The organism is Mesorhizobium sp. M00.F.Ca.ET.216.01.1.1, assembly GCF_004010325.2.
Taxonomy (GTDB): domain Bacteria; phylum Pseudomonadota; class Alphaproteobacteria; order Rhizobiales; family Rhizobiaceae; genus Mesorhizobium.
The window spans coordinates 113293-129851 of the sequence record NZ_SADR02000005.1; the positions used below are offsets into that span (position 1 = coordinate 113293).

General features: G+C 63.7%; 19 protein-coding genes and 1 tRNA gene. 10 read left to right on the forward strand and 10 right to left on the reverse strand.

Translation table 11 applies throughout. From position 1 onward, the window contains the following. Window position 1: 1 nt before the first annotated feature. Together exbD and EN859_RS08960 are read left to right on the forward strand one after the other, a co-directional pair. Window positions 2-463 carry a TonB system transport protein ExbD gene (gene exbD, locus EN859_RS08955; RefSeq protein ID WP_127852998.1) on the forward strand — a complete coding sequence of 154 codons (462 nt, stop codon included), beginning with the start codon at window positions 2-4 and terminating at the stop codon, window positions 461-463. Beyond that, window positions 460-1467 carry an energy transducer TonB gene (locus EN859_RS08960; RefSeq protein ID WP_127852999.1) on the forward strand — a complete coding sequence of 336 codons (1008 nt, stop codon included), beginning with the start codon at window positions 460-462 and terminating at the stop codon, window positions 1465-1467. Before exbD ends, EN859_RS08960 begins: the two co-directional genes overlap by 4 nt. An 87-nt stretch (window positions 1468-1554) precedes the next feature. On the opposite strand, the gene EN859_RS08965 is transcribed toward EN859_RS08960, so the two are convergent. Next, window positions 1555-1630: transfer RNA gene (locus EN859_RS08965), tRNA-Ala, on the reverse strand. Between the two features lie 150 nt (window positions 1631-1780). On the opposite strand from EN859_RS08965, the gene EN859_RS08970 reads away from it, so the two are divergent. Beyond that, window positions 1781-2071 carry a YggT family protein gene (locus EN859_RS08970; RefSeq protein WP_127853000.1) on the forward strand — a complete coding sequence of 97 codons (291 nt, stop codon included), beginning with the start codon at window positions 1781-1783 and terminating at the stop codon, window positions 2069-2071. Window positions 2072-2093: 22 nt separating this feature from the next. Further along, complete coding sequence (locus EN859_RS08975) at window positions 2094-2417, forward strand: DUF167 family protein (RefSeq protein ID WP_127853001.1); 324 nt, start codon at window positions 2094-2096, stop codon at window positions 2415-2417. A 24-nt stretch (window positions 2418-2441) separates the two neighbouring features. On the opposite strand, the gene EN859_RS08980 is transcribed toward EN859_RS08975, so the two are convergent. Genes EN859_RS08980 through EN859_RS08990 form a run of 3 tightly spaced genes read right to left on the reverse strand, consistent with a single transcriptional unit; the run spans window position 2442 to window position 5234 of the window. After that, the gene (locus EN859_RS08980) at window positions 2442-3323 is read right to left on the reverse strand and encodes a MurR/RpiR family transcriptional regulator (protein WP_127853002.1); all 882 of its coding nucleotides are present in this window, start codon (window positions 3321-3323) and stop codon (window positions 2442-2444) included. Between the two features lie 46 nt (window positions 3324-3369). Then, window positions 3370-4437 (reverse strand): sn-glycerol-3-phosphate ABC transporter ATP-binding protein UgpC, encoded by a 1068-nt coding sequence (gene ugpC / locus EN859_RS08985; protein WP_127853003.1) that lies wholly within the window; start codon window positions 4435-4437, stop codon window positions 3370-3372. Between the two features lie 2 nt (window positions 4438-4439). Continuing rightward, window positions 4440-5234, reverse strand: coding sequence for an SDR family oxidoreductase (locus tag EN859_RS08990; RefSeq protein ID WP_127853004.1), 795 nt, complete (start codon window positions 5232-5234; stop codon window positions 4440-4442). Window positions 5235-5380: 146 nt separating this feature from the next. On the opposite strand from EN859_RS08990, the gene EN859_RS08995 reads away from it, so the two are divergent. The 4 genes from EN859_RS08995 (at window position 5381) to EN859_RS09010 (ending at window position 9957) form a co-directional block, all read left to right on the forward strand. Further along, window positions 5381-6616 carry a sugar ABC transporter substrate-binding protein gene (locus EN859_RS08995; protein ID WP_127853005.1) on the forward strand — a complete coding sequence of 412 codons (1236 nt, stop codon included), beginning with the start codon at window positions 5381-5383 and terminating at the stop codon, window positions 6614-6616. A 99-nt stretch (window positions 6617-6715) separates the two neighbouring features. Beyond that, a complete protein-coding gene (locus tag EN859_RS09000; RefSeq protein WP_127853006.1) occupies window positions 6716-7585 on the forward strand; it encodes a sugar ABC transporter permease in 870 nt (289 codons plus the stop codon). Further along, window positions 7582-8409, forward strand: a complete 828-nt coding sequence (locus EN859_RS09005) for a carbohydrate ABC transporter permease (protein ID WP_127853007.1) — start codon at window positions 7582-7584, stop codon at window positions 8407-8409. The genes EN859_RS09000 and EN859_RS09005 overlap by 4 nt, the downstream gene beginning before the upstream one ends. Before the next feature lie 72 nt (window positions 8410-8481). After that, a complete protein-coding gene (locus EN859_RS09010) occupies window positions 8482-9957 on the forward strand; it encodes a M81 family metallopeptidase (protein ID WP_127853008.1) in 1476 nt (491 codons plus the stop codon). Between the two features lie 53 nt (window positions 9958-10010). Here EN859_RS09010 and EN859_RS09015 read toward each other — a convergent pair whose 3' ends face one another. The 6 genes from EN859_RS09015 to EN859_RS09045 form a co-directional block, all read right to left on the reverse strand. After that, a complete protein-coding gene (locus tag EN859_RS09015) occupies window positions 10011-12065 on the reverse strand; it encodes a M3 family metallopeptidase (RefSeq protein ID WP_127853009.1) in 2055 nt (684 codons plus the stop codon). 94 nt (window positions 12066-12159) lie between these two features. Then, a complete protein-coding gene (locus EN859_RS09020; RefSeq protein ID WP_127853010.1) occupies window positions 12160-12564 on the reverse strand; it encodes a nuclear transport factor 2 family protein in 405 nt (134 codons plus the stop codon). 11 nt (window positions 12565-12575) lie between these two features. Then, a complete protein-coding gene (locus EN859_RS09025) occupies window positions 12576-13220 on the reverse strand; it encodes a carbonic anhydrase (RefSeq protein ID WP_127853011.1) in 645 nt (214 codons plus the stop codon). Between the two features lie 165 nt (window positions 13221-13385). After that, entirely contained in the window at window positions 13386-14141 is a 756-nt protein-coding gene (locus EN859_RS09035) for a DUF429 domain-containing protein (protein WP_127853012.1), read from the reverse strand. Continuing rightward, window positions 14138-15022, reverse strand: a complete 885-nt coding sequence (gene pdxY, locus EN859_RS09040) for a pyridoxal kinase PdxY (protein ID WP_127853013.1) — start codon at window positions 15020-15022, stop codon at window positions 14138-14140. Before pdxY ends, EN859_RS09035 begins: the two co-directional genes overlap by 4 nt. A gap of 7 nt (window positions 15023-15029) precedes the next feature. Beyond that, the gene (locus EN859_RS09045; RefSeq protein WP_127853014.1) at window positions 15030-15287 is read right to left on the reverse strand and encodes a hypothetical protein; all 258 of its coding nucleotides are present in this window, start codon (window positions 15285-15287) and stop codon (window positions 15030-15032) included. 163 nt (window positions 15288-15450) lie between these two features. Between EN859_RS09045 and EN859_RS09050 the strand changes: the two genes are divergently transcribed. Both EN859_RS09050 and EN859_RS09060 read left to right on the forward strand, forming a co-directional pair. After that, on the forward strand, window positions 15451-16089 hold the full coding sequence (locus tag EN859_RS09050) for a LemA family protein (RefSeq protein ID WP_127853015.1): 639 nt from the start codon (window positions 15451-15453) through the stop codon (window positions 16087-16089). Between the two features lie 218 nt (window positions 16090-16307). Next, window positions 16308-16559, forward strand: a 252-nt coding sequence (locus EN859_RS09060; RefSeq protein ID WP_189501783.1) for a TPM domain-containing protein, incomplete at its 3' end; no start/stop codon positions are given.

The following is a 16559-nucleotide window of genomic DNA, read 5'->3' on the forward strand; positions in this document are numbered from 1 at the left end:
CATGGCGGCTAGAATTCGAGCGAATATCGACGGCGATCTCGAGGAAAACCACGAGATCAACGTCACCCCGTTCATCGATGTGATCCTGGTCCTGCTGATTATCTTCATGGTCGCAGCACCGTTGGCGACGGTCGACGTCAATGTCGACCTGCCGGGTTCGACCGCGACGCCCGCGCCCCGGCCGGAGACGCCGCTGTTCCTGACGCTGAAAAGCGACCTCAGCCTGGCGATCGACAATGACAGCGTGCCGCGCGAAATCTTCGCCGCTACGCTCGACGGTCGGACAAAGGGCGACAAGCAGACGCGGATATTCCTGCGCGCCGACAAGGCGGTTGGTTACGGCGAGTTGATGGAGGTGATGAATCTGCTGCGCAGCGCCGGCTATCTGAAGATCGCGCTGGTCGGCCTGGAGACACTGCCGCCGGCCGATGCCGCGGCGCCGCAAACCGGAACGGCCCAATGACGCAGCCGGCGGCCGTCCTGCGCAGCAACGATTTGCCGCGTTTCGGCGCCCGCGAGATTGCCTTGTGGGCGGCCGCGGCGGCGCTGGTTCTCGTCGCGCATGCCGCGATCGCCTATGCGATGCAGAACTGGCGACCCGCCGACGATGCCGATGGCGGCCCGCCACCGGCAGTGGTGATCGAGATGTCGCCGATGGCGCTCGCGCCGGCGGTGCAGGAGCAGGCTGCGGTGCCGGATGCAGTGGCGCCCGACCAGGCGGAGCCGGTCGAAGAGACGGAAAAAACCGCCGAGGCGAAGCCGGTGACGGAACCTGAGGCCGAAGAGCCGGAGCCGGCGGCCAAAGAGGCCGAACCGGTCACCGAACAGCCGCTACCGGCCGACGAAGTCGACGCCACCCAACCTTCCGTAGCGGAGCGGCCCGACCGGCCGCCGCCGTTGCAGGAAGTCGTGCCCGACACCGTCGAGACCGTGGCGCCGGACGTGGTCATTCCGCTGCCGCGGCCTAAACCCGAAGCGCCCCTCGAAACCAAGGCAAAGAAGCCGGCCGAAGCCAAGGCGAAGAAGCCTGTCGAAAAGAAGCCTGTCGAAAAGCCCAGGCAGCGCCCGAAGAAGGAGAAGGCCGAACCGGCGAAGACGGTAACCACCGCCAGCGTCGATGCCAAGCCGGCACCCAGGACCGCGGCGTCGAAACCGGCCGAAGCGGCCGCGCGGTCCGGCGTGAGCCCGGCCAGGTGGAACTCCAAACTGAGATCGTGGATAAACCGGCACACCCGCTATCCGAGCGCGGCGAGATCCCGGCGCGCCGAGGGCAGCGCAAGCGTGACCTTCACGGTCGACGCATCCGGCCGGGTGCTATCCGCCCGCCTGGTTCAGTCTTCCGGTGATGAGAATCTCGATCGCGCGGCGCTCAATGCCCTGCAAGGCGCCTCGGTGCCGGCGCCGCCACCGGAGCTTGGCTCCCGCGTAACCCGCACAGCACCTTTCGTGTTCAGCCTGCGCAACTAGACGGGCGGGCAGGATCCCTGGGTTTGCGGCGCCAATTCTGCTTGGCGCCTGCGGCTTTCGGTTGATTCGCGATGGAGGATAACCCGCTGGTGGAGCTGAGGGGGATCGAACCCCTGACCTCATCATTGCGAACGATGCGCTCTCCCAGCTGAGCTACAGCCCCGTCCAGCGGATGGCGCATTTATCGGTCGCGGCCGTTTCGTGTCAAGGCGAAACGGCCCGACATCAGACATCGATCCGGCCATGCGGCGGAAGGCGGCACTTGCCGCTTTCGCGCGTAATGGCTACATGTCGGCAACAATTGGAGACCGGCATGATCGCCCTTATTCAAACCATCGTCATGGCGCTTGACCTTTATTGGTGGATCATCATCGCCTCGGCGATCTTTTCCTGGCTTTACGCCTTCAACGTCGTCAATTCGCGCAATCAGTTCGTCGGCAGCGTTGGCAACATGCTCTTCCGGCTGACCGAGCCGGCGCTGCGGCCGATCCGCCGCTTCATGCCCGACCTCGGCGGCATCGACATCTCGCCGATCATCCTGCTGCTGATCCTGTTCTTCCTTCGGCAGTTCCTGCTCACCACCGTATTGTCGCTGGTCGTTTGATCTGGTGCATGTAGGCCGCTTGATGAGTGCGCCGTTCCGCATCCGTAACGATGGTGTCGACCTGTTCGTCCGGCTGACGCCAAAAGCGGCGATGGACAGGCTCGAGGGCATCGAGACGTCGGCGGACGGGCGAAGCTATCTGAAGGCCCGCGTCCGTGCCGTGCCGGAAAACGGCGCTGCCAACCAGGCGCTCGAACGACTGGTCGCCAAGGCGCTCAGGATACCGGCATCGGCAGTTTCGGTCGTCGCCGGCGGCACGGCCCGGCTGAAGACGCTGCGCATTCTCGGCGAGCCGGCGACGCTGGCAAAAAGTGTCGAGGCGCTCGGCGAGCAGTCCGCGGCTTAGGGCTGTCGACAAGGATGGATCGGTTCAGTCGCCTATTGGCAGGCGGGGATCGTCGAACTTCAGCGTGTTCACGCTCTGCTTGATGCGGCGTAGATTTTCCAGAACCTTCGGTCCGCGCGCCTCCGCAACCGCGGTGGCGATGATGTCGACGATCGCCAGCAGGGCGTAGCGCGACGATGTCGGCTTGTAGATGTTGCCGTCTTCGAGCGGCTGGAACTGGATCACCGTATCGGCGGCCTTGGCCAAGCCGGACTCCGGCGCGGTGACGGCCACGGTGGCGGCGCCATATTGCCGGGCGACCTGCACGGCATCGATGACCGAACGTGCGTAGCCCGAGACAGAGAACGCAACGAGCGTGGTGTCGGTGGTCGCGACGGCGGCATACATGCGCTGCAACTGTCCGTCGACCTGCGCCAGGGCTGACAAGCCCAGCCTGAACAGCCGGTTCTGCATCTCGGTCGCCATCATCGACGAAATGCCGCCGGAGCCGATGCACAAGACGTTGCCGGAAACCGCTATGCGCGCGGCGACATCGACCAGCGCCTTCATGTCGAGGTTTTCGCTGGCGCGCTGGATGGCGGCAATCGCCGCTTCGGTGATGGCGGAAGCAATGCGCTGCTCGCGGATGTCGCGATTCAGCGGCTCCGGCGACAGATACTGGCCACCGATGGCGATGGCCTGTGCCAGATAGAATTTGAAGTCGCGCAAGCCATCGCAACCGAGATTGCGGCAGAACCGGGTGACCGTGGGCTCGCTGACGCCGACGCGCGCGGCAATTTCCGAGATCGCCGCCTTGGAGACGAAATCGAGATCGGACAGCACGAGGCCGGCCAGCCGGCGGTCCGACTTGGTTCCATCCTGCGACGTCAGCTGCAGCCGCATGATGATGTCGGCCGGCGTTTTCATACCGGTGTCTTCATAGGGGCCCGTGTCTTTATAGGGGTAGCTGTCTTCATAGGGGCAGGCCCGTCGCTTTGTCGAACAAGTGGATATTGCCGGGGTCGACGGTGACCGGCAGCCGGTCGCCCGGCCTTATCTGCAGCCTGTCGCGGAACACGGCACGCACCGCGTCGCTGCCGACCGAGCCGTAGACATGGGTTTCGGAGCCGGTCGGCTCGACGACGTCGACATCGATGGCCACCGCGTCGTCGGCGCCGCCGATGACGAAGTGCTCTGGCCGGATGCCGGCCTCCACCGCACCGGCTGGCGGCGCGGCGTTGCCGGCGAGCGCAAGACGCCCGCCGCCGGTCGTTTCGAACCAGGCTTTTGTCCCCGCCGCCTTGAGGGCTCCGGAAACAAAGCTCATCGAGGGCGAGCCGATGAAGCTGGCAACGAACTTGTTGGCCGGCCTGTCGTAAAGCTCCAGCGGCGCCCCGACCTGCTGGATCCTGCCAAGGTTCATCACCACGATGCGGTCGGCCATGGTCATGGCTTCGATCTGGTCGTGCGTGACGTAGACGACGGTCGATTTCAGCCGCTGGTGAAGCGCCTTGATCTCGGTGCGCATCTGCACGCGCAGTTGCGCATCGAGGTTGGACAAGGGCTCGTCGAACAGGAAGACCGATGGTTCGCGAACGATGGCGCGGCCCATGGCGACGCGCTGGCGCTGGCCGCCCGACAATTGCCGGGGAAAGCGGTCGAGATAGGAAAACAGATTGAGGATGCCGGACGCCTTCCTGACCTTTTCCTCGACCGTCGCGCGGGGTTCGCCGCGGATCCTCGGGCCAAAGCCGATATTGTCCGACGCCTTCAGATGCGGAAACAGCGCATAGGACTGGAACACCATCGCGATGTTGCGTTGCTGCGGCGGCAGGTCGTTTGCGCGCACGCCGCCGATCAGCAAATCGCCGGAGGTGATCGTTTCCAGCCCGGCCAACATGCGCAGCAAGGTCGACTTGCCGCAACCCGAAGGGCCGACCAGCACGACGAACTCGCCGCTCTTGATGTCGAGGCTGATGTTCTCAAGGATCTTGTGGTGCCCGAACGATTTCGACAGGTTGCGAAACAGGACATTGGTCATGGTCACGCTCCCAATATGTCGTCGATGAACGGCAAGCAGCCGGCAGTCAGCCCGGCATCCACCGGCATCACCACGCCCGATATGCCCGATGCGCGATCCGATGCAAGGAAAGCCACCGCCTCGGCCACCTCGGTGGCGTTGACGATGCGGCCGAGCGGATAGAGCCGTTGCAGCTTGCCGAGGATGTCGGGGTCCTTGGCAAGGCGATGGTCCCAGGCGGCGGTGCGGATCGAACCGGGGCAGACAACATTGGCGCGCAAGCCGCTGCGGCCGAGTTCGACGGCGATCGATCTTGCATAGGCGTTGATGCCGGCCTTGGCCGCTGCATAGGCGGGGTTGCCGAAATGCGCGAGCGCATTGACCGAGGAGATGAAGACGATGCTGCCCGAGCCGCGTGCGGCCATTGCCTTGACCAGCGGATCGGCGAAATTCATTACCCCGGTCAGGTTGAGGTCAAGCTCGTGTTCTATGCTGTCCGGGGTCAGGGCTGACAGCGTCTCGGCGCGCGTCCAACCGGCATTGTTGATCAGGATGTCCGGCACGCCGTCCTTGTCGAGGATCGCGGCGATCGACGCTTCGATCGAAGCTTGGTCGAGAAGATCGAAGACGTAGCGTGAGGCAAGCTGCGGGCTGCCCAGCGCTTCGCTCGACTGGTCGCAGCCGATGACCCGCGCGCCGCGTTCGGCCATCAGCGCCACCAGCGCCGAGCCGAGGCCGCCGCCCGCACCCGTCACGACGACAGCTTTGCCTTCGAACTCCGCTCTCGAAACCACAGCGCTGCCTCCGAAATTTGGCATCAGGCCTATTCCAAGAAATGTAACTTAGCAACAAAATAATCCGCTTGCGTACCGCAAAATGATCGATAATGTAGGAAAGTAACATAAATCTTACGCTGTCCGACAGCGAGGATGCGCCAACGCGCAAATCAAATGGGAGAGATCAAATGAAGCTTGCAAAATGGACTGTCGGCCTGATGGCCGGAATGAGCATGCTGGCGCTGGCGGCGCAGGCAAATGCAGGCGAGGTGCGCGTGACCGTCGCCGAATATAGCGCCAAGACCGGGCCCTATTTCAACGACGTCAAAAAGGAGTTCGAGGCGGCGAACCCGGGCATCACCGTCAAGTTCGAGGTGGTGCCGTGGGATGTCCTGCTGCAGAAGCTGACCACCGACATCACTGCCGGCACCAATGCCGATCTGTCGATTATCGGCACGCGCTGGCTGATCGACTTCGTCCAGCAGGATGTCGCCGAGCCGCTCGACAGCTACATCACGCCTGAGTTCAAGGACCGCTTCATCGAGACCTTCCTGAAGCCCTCGATCATGGAGGGCAAGACCTACGGCTTGCCGATCGCCGCTTCGGCGCGCGCCATGTACTACAACAAGGAGCTGTTCGAGAAGGCCGGCATCGCCAAGCCGCCGGCGACCTGGACCGAGCTGCAGGAGGATGCCCGCAAGATCAAGGCGCTCGGTTCCGGCACCTTCGGCTTCGGCATGCAGGGCAAGGAGATCGAGACCGACGTCTATTACTACTATGCGATGTGGTCCTACGGCACGGAAATCCTTAACAAGGACGGCACTTCCGGCCTCAGCACGCCGGGCGCGCTCGAAGCCGCCAAGCTCTACAAATCGATGATCGACGAAGGCCTGACCGAGCCGGGCGTGACCTCCAACAACCGCGAAGACGTGCAGAACCTGTTCAAGCAAGGCAAGATCGGCATGATGATCACCGCGCCGTTCCTGTCCAACCAGATCAAGGAAGAGGCGCCGAACCTGAAATATGGCGTGGCGGCCATTCCCGCCGGACCGACCGGCGCGCGCGGTACCTATGGCGTCACCGATTCCATCATCATGTTCAAGAACTCCAAGAACAAGGACGAGGCCTGGAAACTGCTCGACTTCCTGTTCATCAAGGAGCAGCGCGCCAAGTTCACCCAAGGGGAAGGCTTCCTGCCGGTGAACAAGGAAGAGGCGAAAATGGACTACTACGTCAACAATGCCGATCTGGCGGCGTTCACCTCGCTGTTGCCCGACGCCCGCTTCGCGCCGGTCATTCCGGGCTGGGAGGAGATCGCCCAGATCACCTCCGACGCCATGCAGAAGATCTATCTCGGCAACTCCGAGCCCGAGGCGGCATTGAAGGAGGCGGCGGAGAAGGCCAACGCCGTGCTCAAGAAATAGGGCGTAGCTCCCGACGCCCGGCGCGCCCTGACCATCGGGGCGCGCCACCTTTCCCCACCATCTGGCCCTCCACTATTTGGCGAGGCAGTAGGTCAGCCGATGCAGAATCGTATCTTGCCCTATCTCCTGACCTTGCCCAGCCTGTTCCTGGCGGCTGTCGTCATCTTCTGGCCGGTCTGGGACCTGATCCAGATCTCGACGCATGACGTGAACCGTTTCGGCCAGCTTCGCGACTTCAACGGCTTCGCCAACTATTACGCCTTCCTCGCCGATCCCGACTTCCTTGCAGCGCTCTGGCGCACCGCATTGTGGACGGTGCTGGTCGTCTGCGGGGCGCTGCTTCTATCCGTTCCGGTGGCGCTGATCCTCAACACCGACTTCTACGGCCGTGGCATCGCCCGCGTCATCATAATGCTGCCGTGGGCGGTGTCGCTGACGATGACAGCGGTGGTCTGGCGCTGGGCGCTGAACGGCGAAAGCGGCATGCTGAACTCGGCGCTGATGGCGGTGGGCGTCATCGATCAGAACATCCAATGGCTGTCGCGCGCCGGGACTGCCTTTCCGATGCAGGTGCTGATCGGCATCCTGGTGACCGTGCCGTTCACGACAACGATCTTCCTCGGCGGGCTGTCGTCGATCCCGGACGACCTCTACGAGGCTGCGGCGCTCGAAGGAGCGACGCCGCTGCAGCAATTCAGCGAGATCACTTTCCCGCTACTGAAGCCGTTCATCAACATCGCCATCGTGCTCAACACGATCTATGTGTTCAATTCCTTCCCGATCATCTGGGTGATGACGCAAGGCGGGCCGGCCAACTCGACCGACATCCTGGTCACCCACCTCTACAAACTGGCCTTCCGCATCGGCAAGCTCGGTGAGGCATCGGCGGTATCGCTGCTGATGTTCGCCATCCTGCTTATCTTCACCATGATCTATGTGCGGCTGGCGATGCGGGAGCAACGCGCATGAGGAACGGCAAGCTGAAGCGTTCGATCATCGCCTGGCTGCTGCTTGCACCGCTGATCGTGGTGACGATCTTTCCCTTCGCCGTGATGTTGCTGACCGCGGTCAAGCCGCGGCAGGAGGTGCTGTCGCCGACCTGGTGGCCGAGCGAATTCCGCTGGTCGAATTTCGCCGACATGTGGGTGGCGACCGGCTTCGGCCAGGCGCTCGCCAACTCGCTCTACGTTTCGGGGATCGCCACCGTCGGCGCCATCCTGATCTCGGTTCCCGCCGCCTATGCCATGTCTCGCTTCCGCTTTGCCGGCTACGGCACCTTCCGCCAGTTCCTGCTGGTCTCGCAGATGATCTCGCCGATCGTGCTGGTGCTTGGCCTGTTCCGGCTGATGGCCGCCTGGGGCCTGATCGAAAGCACGACGGCGCTCGGCGTCATCTACATGGCCTTCAATGTCGCCTTCACGGTGTGGATGCTGCAAAGCTATTTCGACACCATCGCGCGCGATCTCGAGGAAGCGGCCTGGATGGAAGGCGCCGGCCGCTGGCAGACCTTGCGCAAGGTGTTTTTGCCGCTGTGCGTGCCGGCGATCGCGGTGACCGCCATCTTCACCTTCATCAATGCCTGGAACGAATTCGTCGTCGCGCTGACCATGCTGCGCAGCCAGGAAAGCTACACGCTGCCGATCCAGGTGTTTTCGCTGGTTGCCGGCCGCTACACGATCGAATGGCACCACGTCATGGCCGCGACGCTGCTTGCGACCCTGCCGGTGGCGATCCTGTTCACCTGGCTGCAGCGCTACCTAGTCAGAGGGCTCGCGCTCGGCGCCGTCAAATAACGGTCTGTCGCCAAGGCCAATGAATTGGTCTACGTGACCAGAATCCAAAGCAGAGCGAAGCGGAATTCCGACATGCGCATCTTCACCGCCTCGCTGGCGACCGAAACCAACACATTCTCGCCGGTGCCAACCGACCGGGCCTCGTTTGAGATGGCCTTTTACGCCGGCCCGGGCAAACATCCGGAAACGCCGACGCTGTGTTCCTCGCCGATCGTTGCCTTGCGCCGGCGCGCGGCCCGCGACGGGCTCACCGTCATCGAAGGGACCGCCGCCTGGGCCGAGCCCGGCGGCCTCGTGCAGCGGCAGACCTATGAGGCGCTGCGCGACGAAATCCTCGGTCAGTTGCAGGCAGCGCTGCCGGTCGATGCGGTGATCCTCGGCCTGCATGGCGCGATGGTGGCGCAGGGCTACGACGATTGCGAAGGCGACTTTCTCGAGCGCATCCGCAACATAGTGGGGCCGGACGTGGTGGTCGCCGGGGAACTCGACCCGCACAGCCATTTGACGCCGAAGCGGGTGGCTGCTTCCAACATTCTCGCTGCCTTCCTCGAATTTCCGCACACCGATTTCTACGAGCGCGGCGAGCATGTCGTCGAACTTGGCCTTGCCGCTGCGCGCGGCGAGATCAAGCCCGTGATCTCGACCTTCGACTGCCGCATGATCCAGGTGCTGCCGACCAGTCGCGAGCCGATGCGGTCGTTCGTCGACCGCATCAAGGCGTTGCACGGCAAGGACGGGGTGCTGTCGGTCTCGGTCATCCACGGCTTCATGGCGGCCGACGTGGCGGAGATGGGCACGCGCATCCTGGTCGTCACCGACAACGACAAGGCCAAGGGCGACGCGCTGGCGGAGAAGCTGGGGCGGGAGCTCTATGCCATGCGCGAAAAGACGGCGATGACGATGCTGAGCGCAGCCGACGGCATCGAGCGCGCGCTGGCTGTGCGCGCGCAAAAGCCGGGCAAGCCGGTGGTCGTCGCCGACATCTGGGACAATCCGGGCGGCGGCGTACCCGGTGACGGCACCATCGTGCTGCGCCAAATGCTGGCGCAGGGCATAGGCAATGTGGGCGTTGCGACGATCTGGGACCCGATCGCGGTGACCTTCTGCCAGGCGGCAGGCGAGGGCGCCGTCATCGACCTGCGCTTAGGCGGCAAGGCCGGGCCGCAGGCGGGCGAGCCGATCGACGCGCGCGTGCGGGTGCTGAAAGCCGTCGCAGAGGGATGGCAGAGTTTTGGGCCCAGCCGCGTGACGCTCGGGCCGACAGCGCTGGTCCGCATCGAAGGCACCGAGGTCGACATCATCCTGAACACCAATCGCACGCAAACCTTCGAGCCGGACATTTTCACCAATCTCGGTGTCGATCCGCTGGCCAAGGACGTGCTGCTGGTGAAATCGACCAATCATTTCTACGCCGGCTTCGCGCCGATCGCCGCCGAGATCATCTACGTCTCGGCGCCGAGCTCATATCCCAGTGACCCGTCCGTCACTAACTATACGAAGCTGACGCGGCCGATCTGGCCGCGTGTCGCCGATCCGTGGTCGAAATGAAAGGCGCCGAGGCTAAAGCTGCCGATCTCCCCCACAAGGGGGGAGATCGCTAATCACACCAGCCCGCGCTTGATCATCATCGCTTCCGGTGAGGGCATCTTGCCGCGGAAGGCGGTGTAGAGCTCTTCCGGATCCTTCGAACCGCCGGCGGCGTAGATGTTCTTCCTGAGCCGCTCGGCCAGTGCCGGGTTGAACGGATCGCCCGTCTCCTCGAAGGCGGCGAAGGCATCGGCGTCGAGCACTTCCGACCACATGTAGGAATAGTAGCCGGCCGAATAGCCGTCGCCGGAAAAGACGTGGCCGAAATGCGGGGTGCGATGGCGCATGGCGATGGTGTCGGGCATATCGAGCTTTTCGAGCGTTTCGGTTTCGAAACGAAGCGGCTCTTGGGGGGCGTCAGGCCTTGCATGGTAGGCCATGTCGACCAATGCCGACGCCGTGAATTCGACTGTAGCAAAGCCGGCGCCGAAGGTGCGCGCCGCCAGCATCTTGTCGACCAGCTCCTTCGGCATCGGCTTGCCGGTCTTGACATGCAGCGCGTGCTTTTCGAGCACCGCCGGTACCGTCAGCCAGTGCTCGTAGAGCTGCGAGGGCAGTTCGACGAAATCGCGGCTGACCGATGTGCCCGAGACCGACGGCCAGGTGACGTCGGTCAGCATGCCGTGCAGCGCATGGCCGAATTCGTGGAACAGCGTCTTTGCCTCGTCGACCGACAGCAGCGCCGCCTCGCCTGCCGGCGGCTTGGCGAAATTCGTGATGTTGTAGATGATCGGCTTCGAACCGTGGCCGAGCCTGTGGCCGGATTTCAACGCGCTCATCCAGGCGCCGGAGCGCTTCGAAGGCCGCGCGAAATAGTCGGCGAGGAACAGGCCGCGCTTGCTGCCGTCGCCATTCCTGACGACGAAGACGCGGGCGTCCGGATGCCAGGCCGCGATGCCTTTCTTCTCTTCGAAGGTGATGCCGAACAGCCGTGTTGCCACGTCGAAGCAGGCGTCGATGACGCGGTCGAGCTGCAGATAGGGTTTCAGCTCGGCCTCGTCGAAGGCGAATTTCTCGGCGCGCAGCTTCTCCTGATAGAAACGCCAGTCCCAGGCGGCGAATTTTTCGTTGCTGCCGGCCTCAGCCGCCAGGCGCTGTAATTCGCTCTGGTCGGCGGCCGCCTTTTCCAGCGCCTTTTCCCAGACGGGATCGAGCAGCGCGTGCACGGCCTTAGGTGTCTTGGCCATGGTGTCGTCGAGCTTCAGCGCCGCAAAGGTGTCGTAGCCGAGCAGCTTGGCCTTCTCGGCGCGCAGGTGCAGCATATCGCGCACCACATCGGTGTTGTCGGTGGCGCGGCCATTCTGGCCGCGCATGGTGAAGGCGCGAAAGGCTATCTCGCGCAAGTCGCGGCGTTCGGAGAAGGTCGAGAACGGCTCGTAGATCGAGCGCGACAGGGTGACGGCATAGCGGCCTTTCTGGCCGCGCATCTCGGCGGCTTCGGCCATCGAGCTCTTCAGGAATTCCGGCAGGCCGGCTAGGTCGGCCTCGTCGAGGAAGAGCGCCCAGTCGCGCTCGTCGGCGAGCACGTTCTGGCCAAAAGTCGTACCGAGCGACGACAATTCCTCGTCGATGGCCGCAAGCCGCTTCTTGCCCTCGGCATCGAGCTTGGCGCCGGAGCGGACAAAACCCTTCCAGGTTTTTTCCAGCACACGCAGCGTCTCGGCATCGAGCTTCAAGGATTCGCGGCGCTGATAGAGATCGTCGATGCGGGCAAACAATTTCTCGTCCATCGAGATAGCCGAGAAATGCCGCGACATCTTTGGCGAGATATCGCGCTCCAGGGCCTGGATTGCATCGTTGGTGTGAGCACCGGCCCGGCACCAGAAGATCGAAGAGACATGGTCGAGCGCCTCGCCGCCAAGTTCCAGCGCTGCCAGCGTGTTCTCGATGGTCGCTGCCTCGGCGTTGCCTGATATCGCCTCGATCTCGGCCTCATGCGCCTTCAACGCCGCGTCGAAGACCGGAGAAAAATCATCATCGCCGATGCGGGTGAAGTCGGGCAGGCCGAGCGGCCCTTGCCAAGCGGTCAGCGGATGGGCGGCGAGGTCGACGGCTTTTGTGGAGGGCATGGACAATCTTTCGATTATTGGCAGGGAGAGGCGGGGTGTCGTCGATGTAGGACTCTGGCTTCCAGCACGCAACATTGCGGTTGGCTGACAACGGTCAGTAGTCGTCGCAGGTTTCCGCGATCGATGCCTGCGAGCTCGCGGTGATGCGGTTGTCGGCGACCGCGAAGGTTTCCTGTATCAGCATGTCGTTGCTGGGGAAGTCATAGCAGGCGATCACCGTGGTGACGCCGCCCTCACTCTTCTCGATCCGATGCCGGATTTCAGCCCCGGCAACGGCGCCTTGCCATTCGTCGATCGAGGCGATGAACTCCTGCTTGCTTTGCACGACGCCGAGATCGTCGAGCTTTATCCGGACGCCGTCGGCAAGCAAGTCCGCCAGTTCGGTGCGGTCCATCAGCGCCGAATACCAGCGGTTGATGATCGCGCTGTCGTCGGCATGGGTAGTGGTCAGCGAAAACAGCAATGCCGCCATGGCGAATGCGATCGAACGGCAAGCCATGCGCCGGCCTCCTACTTCAATTCCGGCCGCTCGAAGTCGCCAGTGTCCTTGTTCATCACCCAAAGCTCACCGGTCGAGATGTCGAACCAGGCGCCGTGCAGCGACAGCCGGCCCTTTCCTTCGAGGATCGAGACGCAGGGAAAGGTTCTGAGATTGGCGATCGAATAGCGGATAGAGATGCGCTCCAGCGCGGTCTGGCGTTCCGTCGCCGTCATCAGGGTGCTGGCGGACACGGTTTCGGCGGCCGGTGCAATCAGGCTCATCCATTTGCCGATGAAGTCGCCGGGCGACAGGGGCGCGGCTGTGCTGTCGAGTGCGGCGCGGATGCCGCCGCAGCGGCCATGGCCCATCACCACGATGTTCTTCACCTTAAGGCTCTGGACGGCGAATTCGAGCGCCGCCGAGGTCGAGTGGAACTGTCCGTCGGGCGCGTAGGGCGGCACCAGATTGCCGACGTTGCGGACGACGAATAATTCGCCCGGCCCGGCGTCGAAGATCGCCTCGGGGGCCGTGCGCGAATCGCAGCAGGCGACGATCATGGTTTCAGGCGCCTGGCCCTCGCGGGCGAGCGAGCGGTAGCGTCCGCTTTCGGCAGGATAGCGGCCGCTCATGAAATTGCGGTAGCCGGCGAGAAGATGGTCGGGGAGGTGAGGCATGGGCGGCGTCTGAGCCTTTCCGGGTTGGCGGCGGCAGCTCGTTTCAGTCCCGAAGGGCTCTAGCGCATCAGCCCGAAAATCGGAACCGATTTTCGGAAAGCGCGATGCGTGGATTCAAAGTGTTAGAGTGTGCTTTATGCAATGCCGAATCGCAGAAGCAGATCTTTACGCCCAGATGGCGACGGGGATGCCGAAGCGGTCAGCAAGCGGCGGGTCCGGAAACGGCCTTGCCTCGCCGCTGGCAATGCGGCCGGCAATCAGCATCATCGCGGCGGCGTCGAGGAAGTCGTCGGACGCAGCCCCACGCGGCGGCATCTGATCGAGAAAATTCTTGTCGTAACCATGTCGGCAAAGCAGCGCCTTGCGCTCCGCCATGCCGGCCGGATTGGCGGCACCCTTGACCTTTTTCGGCAGGGACATGGCCTGATCGCCATTCAGCCGGCAGAAGGCGACCTCCGGATGCGATTCGAACACGCGGCTGCGCAACTCCGGGCGCGCAATCAGCAAGGCATCGACCTCGCGGATCTTGGCAAAGATGCCGAAAGCTTGGATCGAGACACCGCGCGGTGGATCGGAGGTGGTCTTCGCCACCTCGCTTGCCCGGCGATGCGCGGCATACCAGGCTTCGACGGTGGTGAAGTCGTCGATGTCGGCATAGAGCGCGGCGCGCGAGGGAATGGCAAAGACGCTGGACTGCCGCGCACCGAGCAGCGGACGCACCAGCGCCTCCGGCCCGCGTCCGCCTTTTTGCGAAAATTCGGGCAGGCCGATCGGCATGTCGACAGCCACGGTCGCGTTGGCGGGCAGCGCCTCGAGCAATGCTGCGAAGCTTTGAAATACGGTCACCGACGGTGCAGCGCCCGGATCGCGGCAGACGGCGATCCAGCCGGCCTTGCAGCCGTCGATGCCGATAAAAGTCACGCTCTCTTGTCCCGCCCCGGATGCAGGAGATGGCGAAGCTGCACCATCGCCATCGGGTGCGACAGACTCTGCGCGTCGGTTTCGAGCTGCAGTTCGTCGCCGCCGCGCTTTGCCGTGCGCGCCAGGATCTCGTAGACGGCGGCCGTGGTCGATTGCAACGCCTTGATCGCCGGCTGGCCGGATAGGATGCGCGCCAGGTAGACCGCCGCCGTCAGGTCGCCGAGTCCGTTCGGCGGCTTGTCGATGACGCGGTGTTCGGCGAGCAGCGCGTGGCTGCCGTTGAGCAGCAGATTGCCGGTGCCGCCGGCCATCATCGCCGGCGCCGAAGTAACCAGCATGGTCGGCGGTGCGGCATGAAGAGCGGCCGCCGTCACCGCTTTCAGGTCGGGCAGCCGCGCGCCCCCCATCCATTCCAGCTCATAGCGGTTGGGGGTGGCGATGTCGGCGATCGGCATCAGCCGGTCGCGCATGGCGGTGGCGGTCGGCTCCGGCACATAGAGCCCACCTGAATCGCCCATCACCGGATCGCAGATGTAGATCGCGTCCGGCGTCTTCGCCTTGACCGTGGCGACCAGCGAGGCAACGGCGTCGGCCTGACCGGCCTCGCCGAGGTAGCCCGACAGCACGGCGCCGACCTCGCCCAGCCATGGCGCGCGCTCGAGGTCGGCCATCATCGCCTTGAACTGATCGAGCGGCGGCACGATGCGTGTCGCCCGGCCATGGCCGGGATGCCACGGCAGGATGACGGTCGGCACTGCCCATACGGGAAAGCCCAGCGTCTCCAGCGCAAAGACGGCGGCGCGGTTGCCGACCGAGCCGCGAGCGACATGGCTGGAGATGACGATGACCGCGCGCGGCGCGTCAGTGTGTTCGGCGCTCATTGAGTTCCTAACTGCCTTGGGTGACGAAAAACACGAGCCAGATCAACAGGCCTATGGCGATAAGCAGACCCAGTGCCCGGCCAATGCGGGTGCCCCAAATTTCGATCGGGTCCGACCGGTCGGCATCCGCCGCAGTGGCGTGATCGCGCGCGCCCTTCGCGATGCGCGCGACAAACGATGTGCCGCCTGGGCCGGTTTCACGCTCAACCCGCTCGATGATACGACGTGATTCGCTGTCGCTGTCGCTGTCGTGGCGTTGCGCCATGATGATGTCCTGCTTCGTCGCGACCTTACCGTGTTCGTCCGGCCAATCACAGGGCCCTCGCAGGCGATGGAGACATACCCGCGAGACGTCCCGGTTGAGGTCATTTTCTTGCGCGCGGATTGTGGTAATGCTTCGCCTGCAACTTCTACTGAGGGACTCCACCATGTTTGCCCAGCGCCTTTCCTCACCGTCCATATTCCGTGCACTGCCGGCCTTGCTGGTGATGGTCATCGTGCTGCCGCTGCTTGCCGGTTGCGGTTACAACACCATTCCGACGGCCGAGGAAAACGCCAAGGCCGCATGGAGCGAGGTGCTCAACCAGTACCAGCGCCGCGCCGACCTCATCCCCAACCTGGTCGAGACCGTCAAGGGCTATGCCGCGCATGAGAAGGACACGCTCGATGCCGTGGTCGAAGCGCGCGCCAAGGCGACACAGGTGACGGTGACGCCGGAAACGGTGAAGGATCCGGAAGCCTTCAAGAAGTTCCAGGACAGCCAGGCCGGCCTGACCAGTGCGCTGTCGCGGCTGCTGGCGGTGGTCGAGAATTACCCCGACCTCAAGGCCAACCAGAATTTTCTTGCGCTGCAGGCGCAGCTTGAGGGCACCGAGAACCGCATCGCGGTGGCGCGCCGCGACTATATCCAGGCGGTGAGGGACTACAATCTGACGCTGAGGACCTTCCCGTCGGTGCTGTGGGCGACCTTGTGGTTCCGCAGCAATGAGCCGTTCGCGAACTTCACCGTCGCGGAGGACAAGCTGCGGACGCCGAAGGTCGATTTCGGCACGAAGCAGGGCGGATGAGCGGCGAAGCCGGCAAACCTTCCAATTACCAAATCCTGACGAGACGGGCTGCAGGCGTGCATACACCCCCCTCTGTCCTGCCGGACATCTCCCCCTCAAGCGGGGAGATTGGCGGTTCCGCCGCTGGCGTCTCGTTTGTAGCGTTGAAAATTTGCGAAAGTGCGAGTGACATTCAATCTCCCCGCTTGAGGGGGAGATGTCCGGCAGGACAGAGGGGGGTGGGAAGGATCGCCGGCCTCGCATTCCTGTACATCGTCCTAAGCCTCTTCCTCCCCCTCACTGCCTTTGCAGCCGAATTGCCGGCGCTGACCGGGCGGGTCGTTGACGATGCCGGCATCATTGATGCCGGGACCAGGGCGGCACTGACCCAGAAGCTCGCCGACTTCGAAAAAAAAGGCTCCGACCAGATCGTTGTCGCGACAATCAATAGCCTCGACGGCGAGGAGATCGAACCCTACGCCAACCGGCTG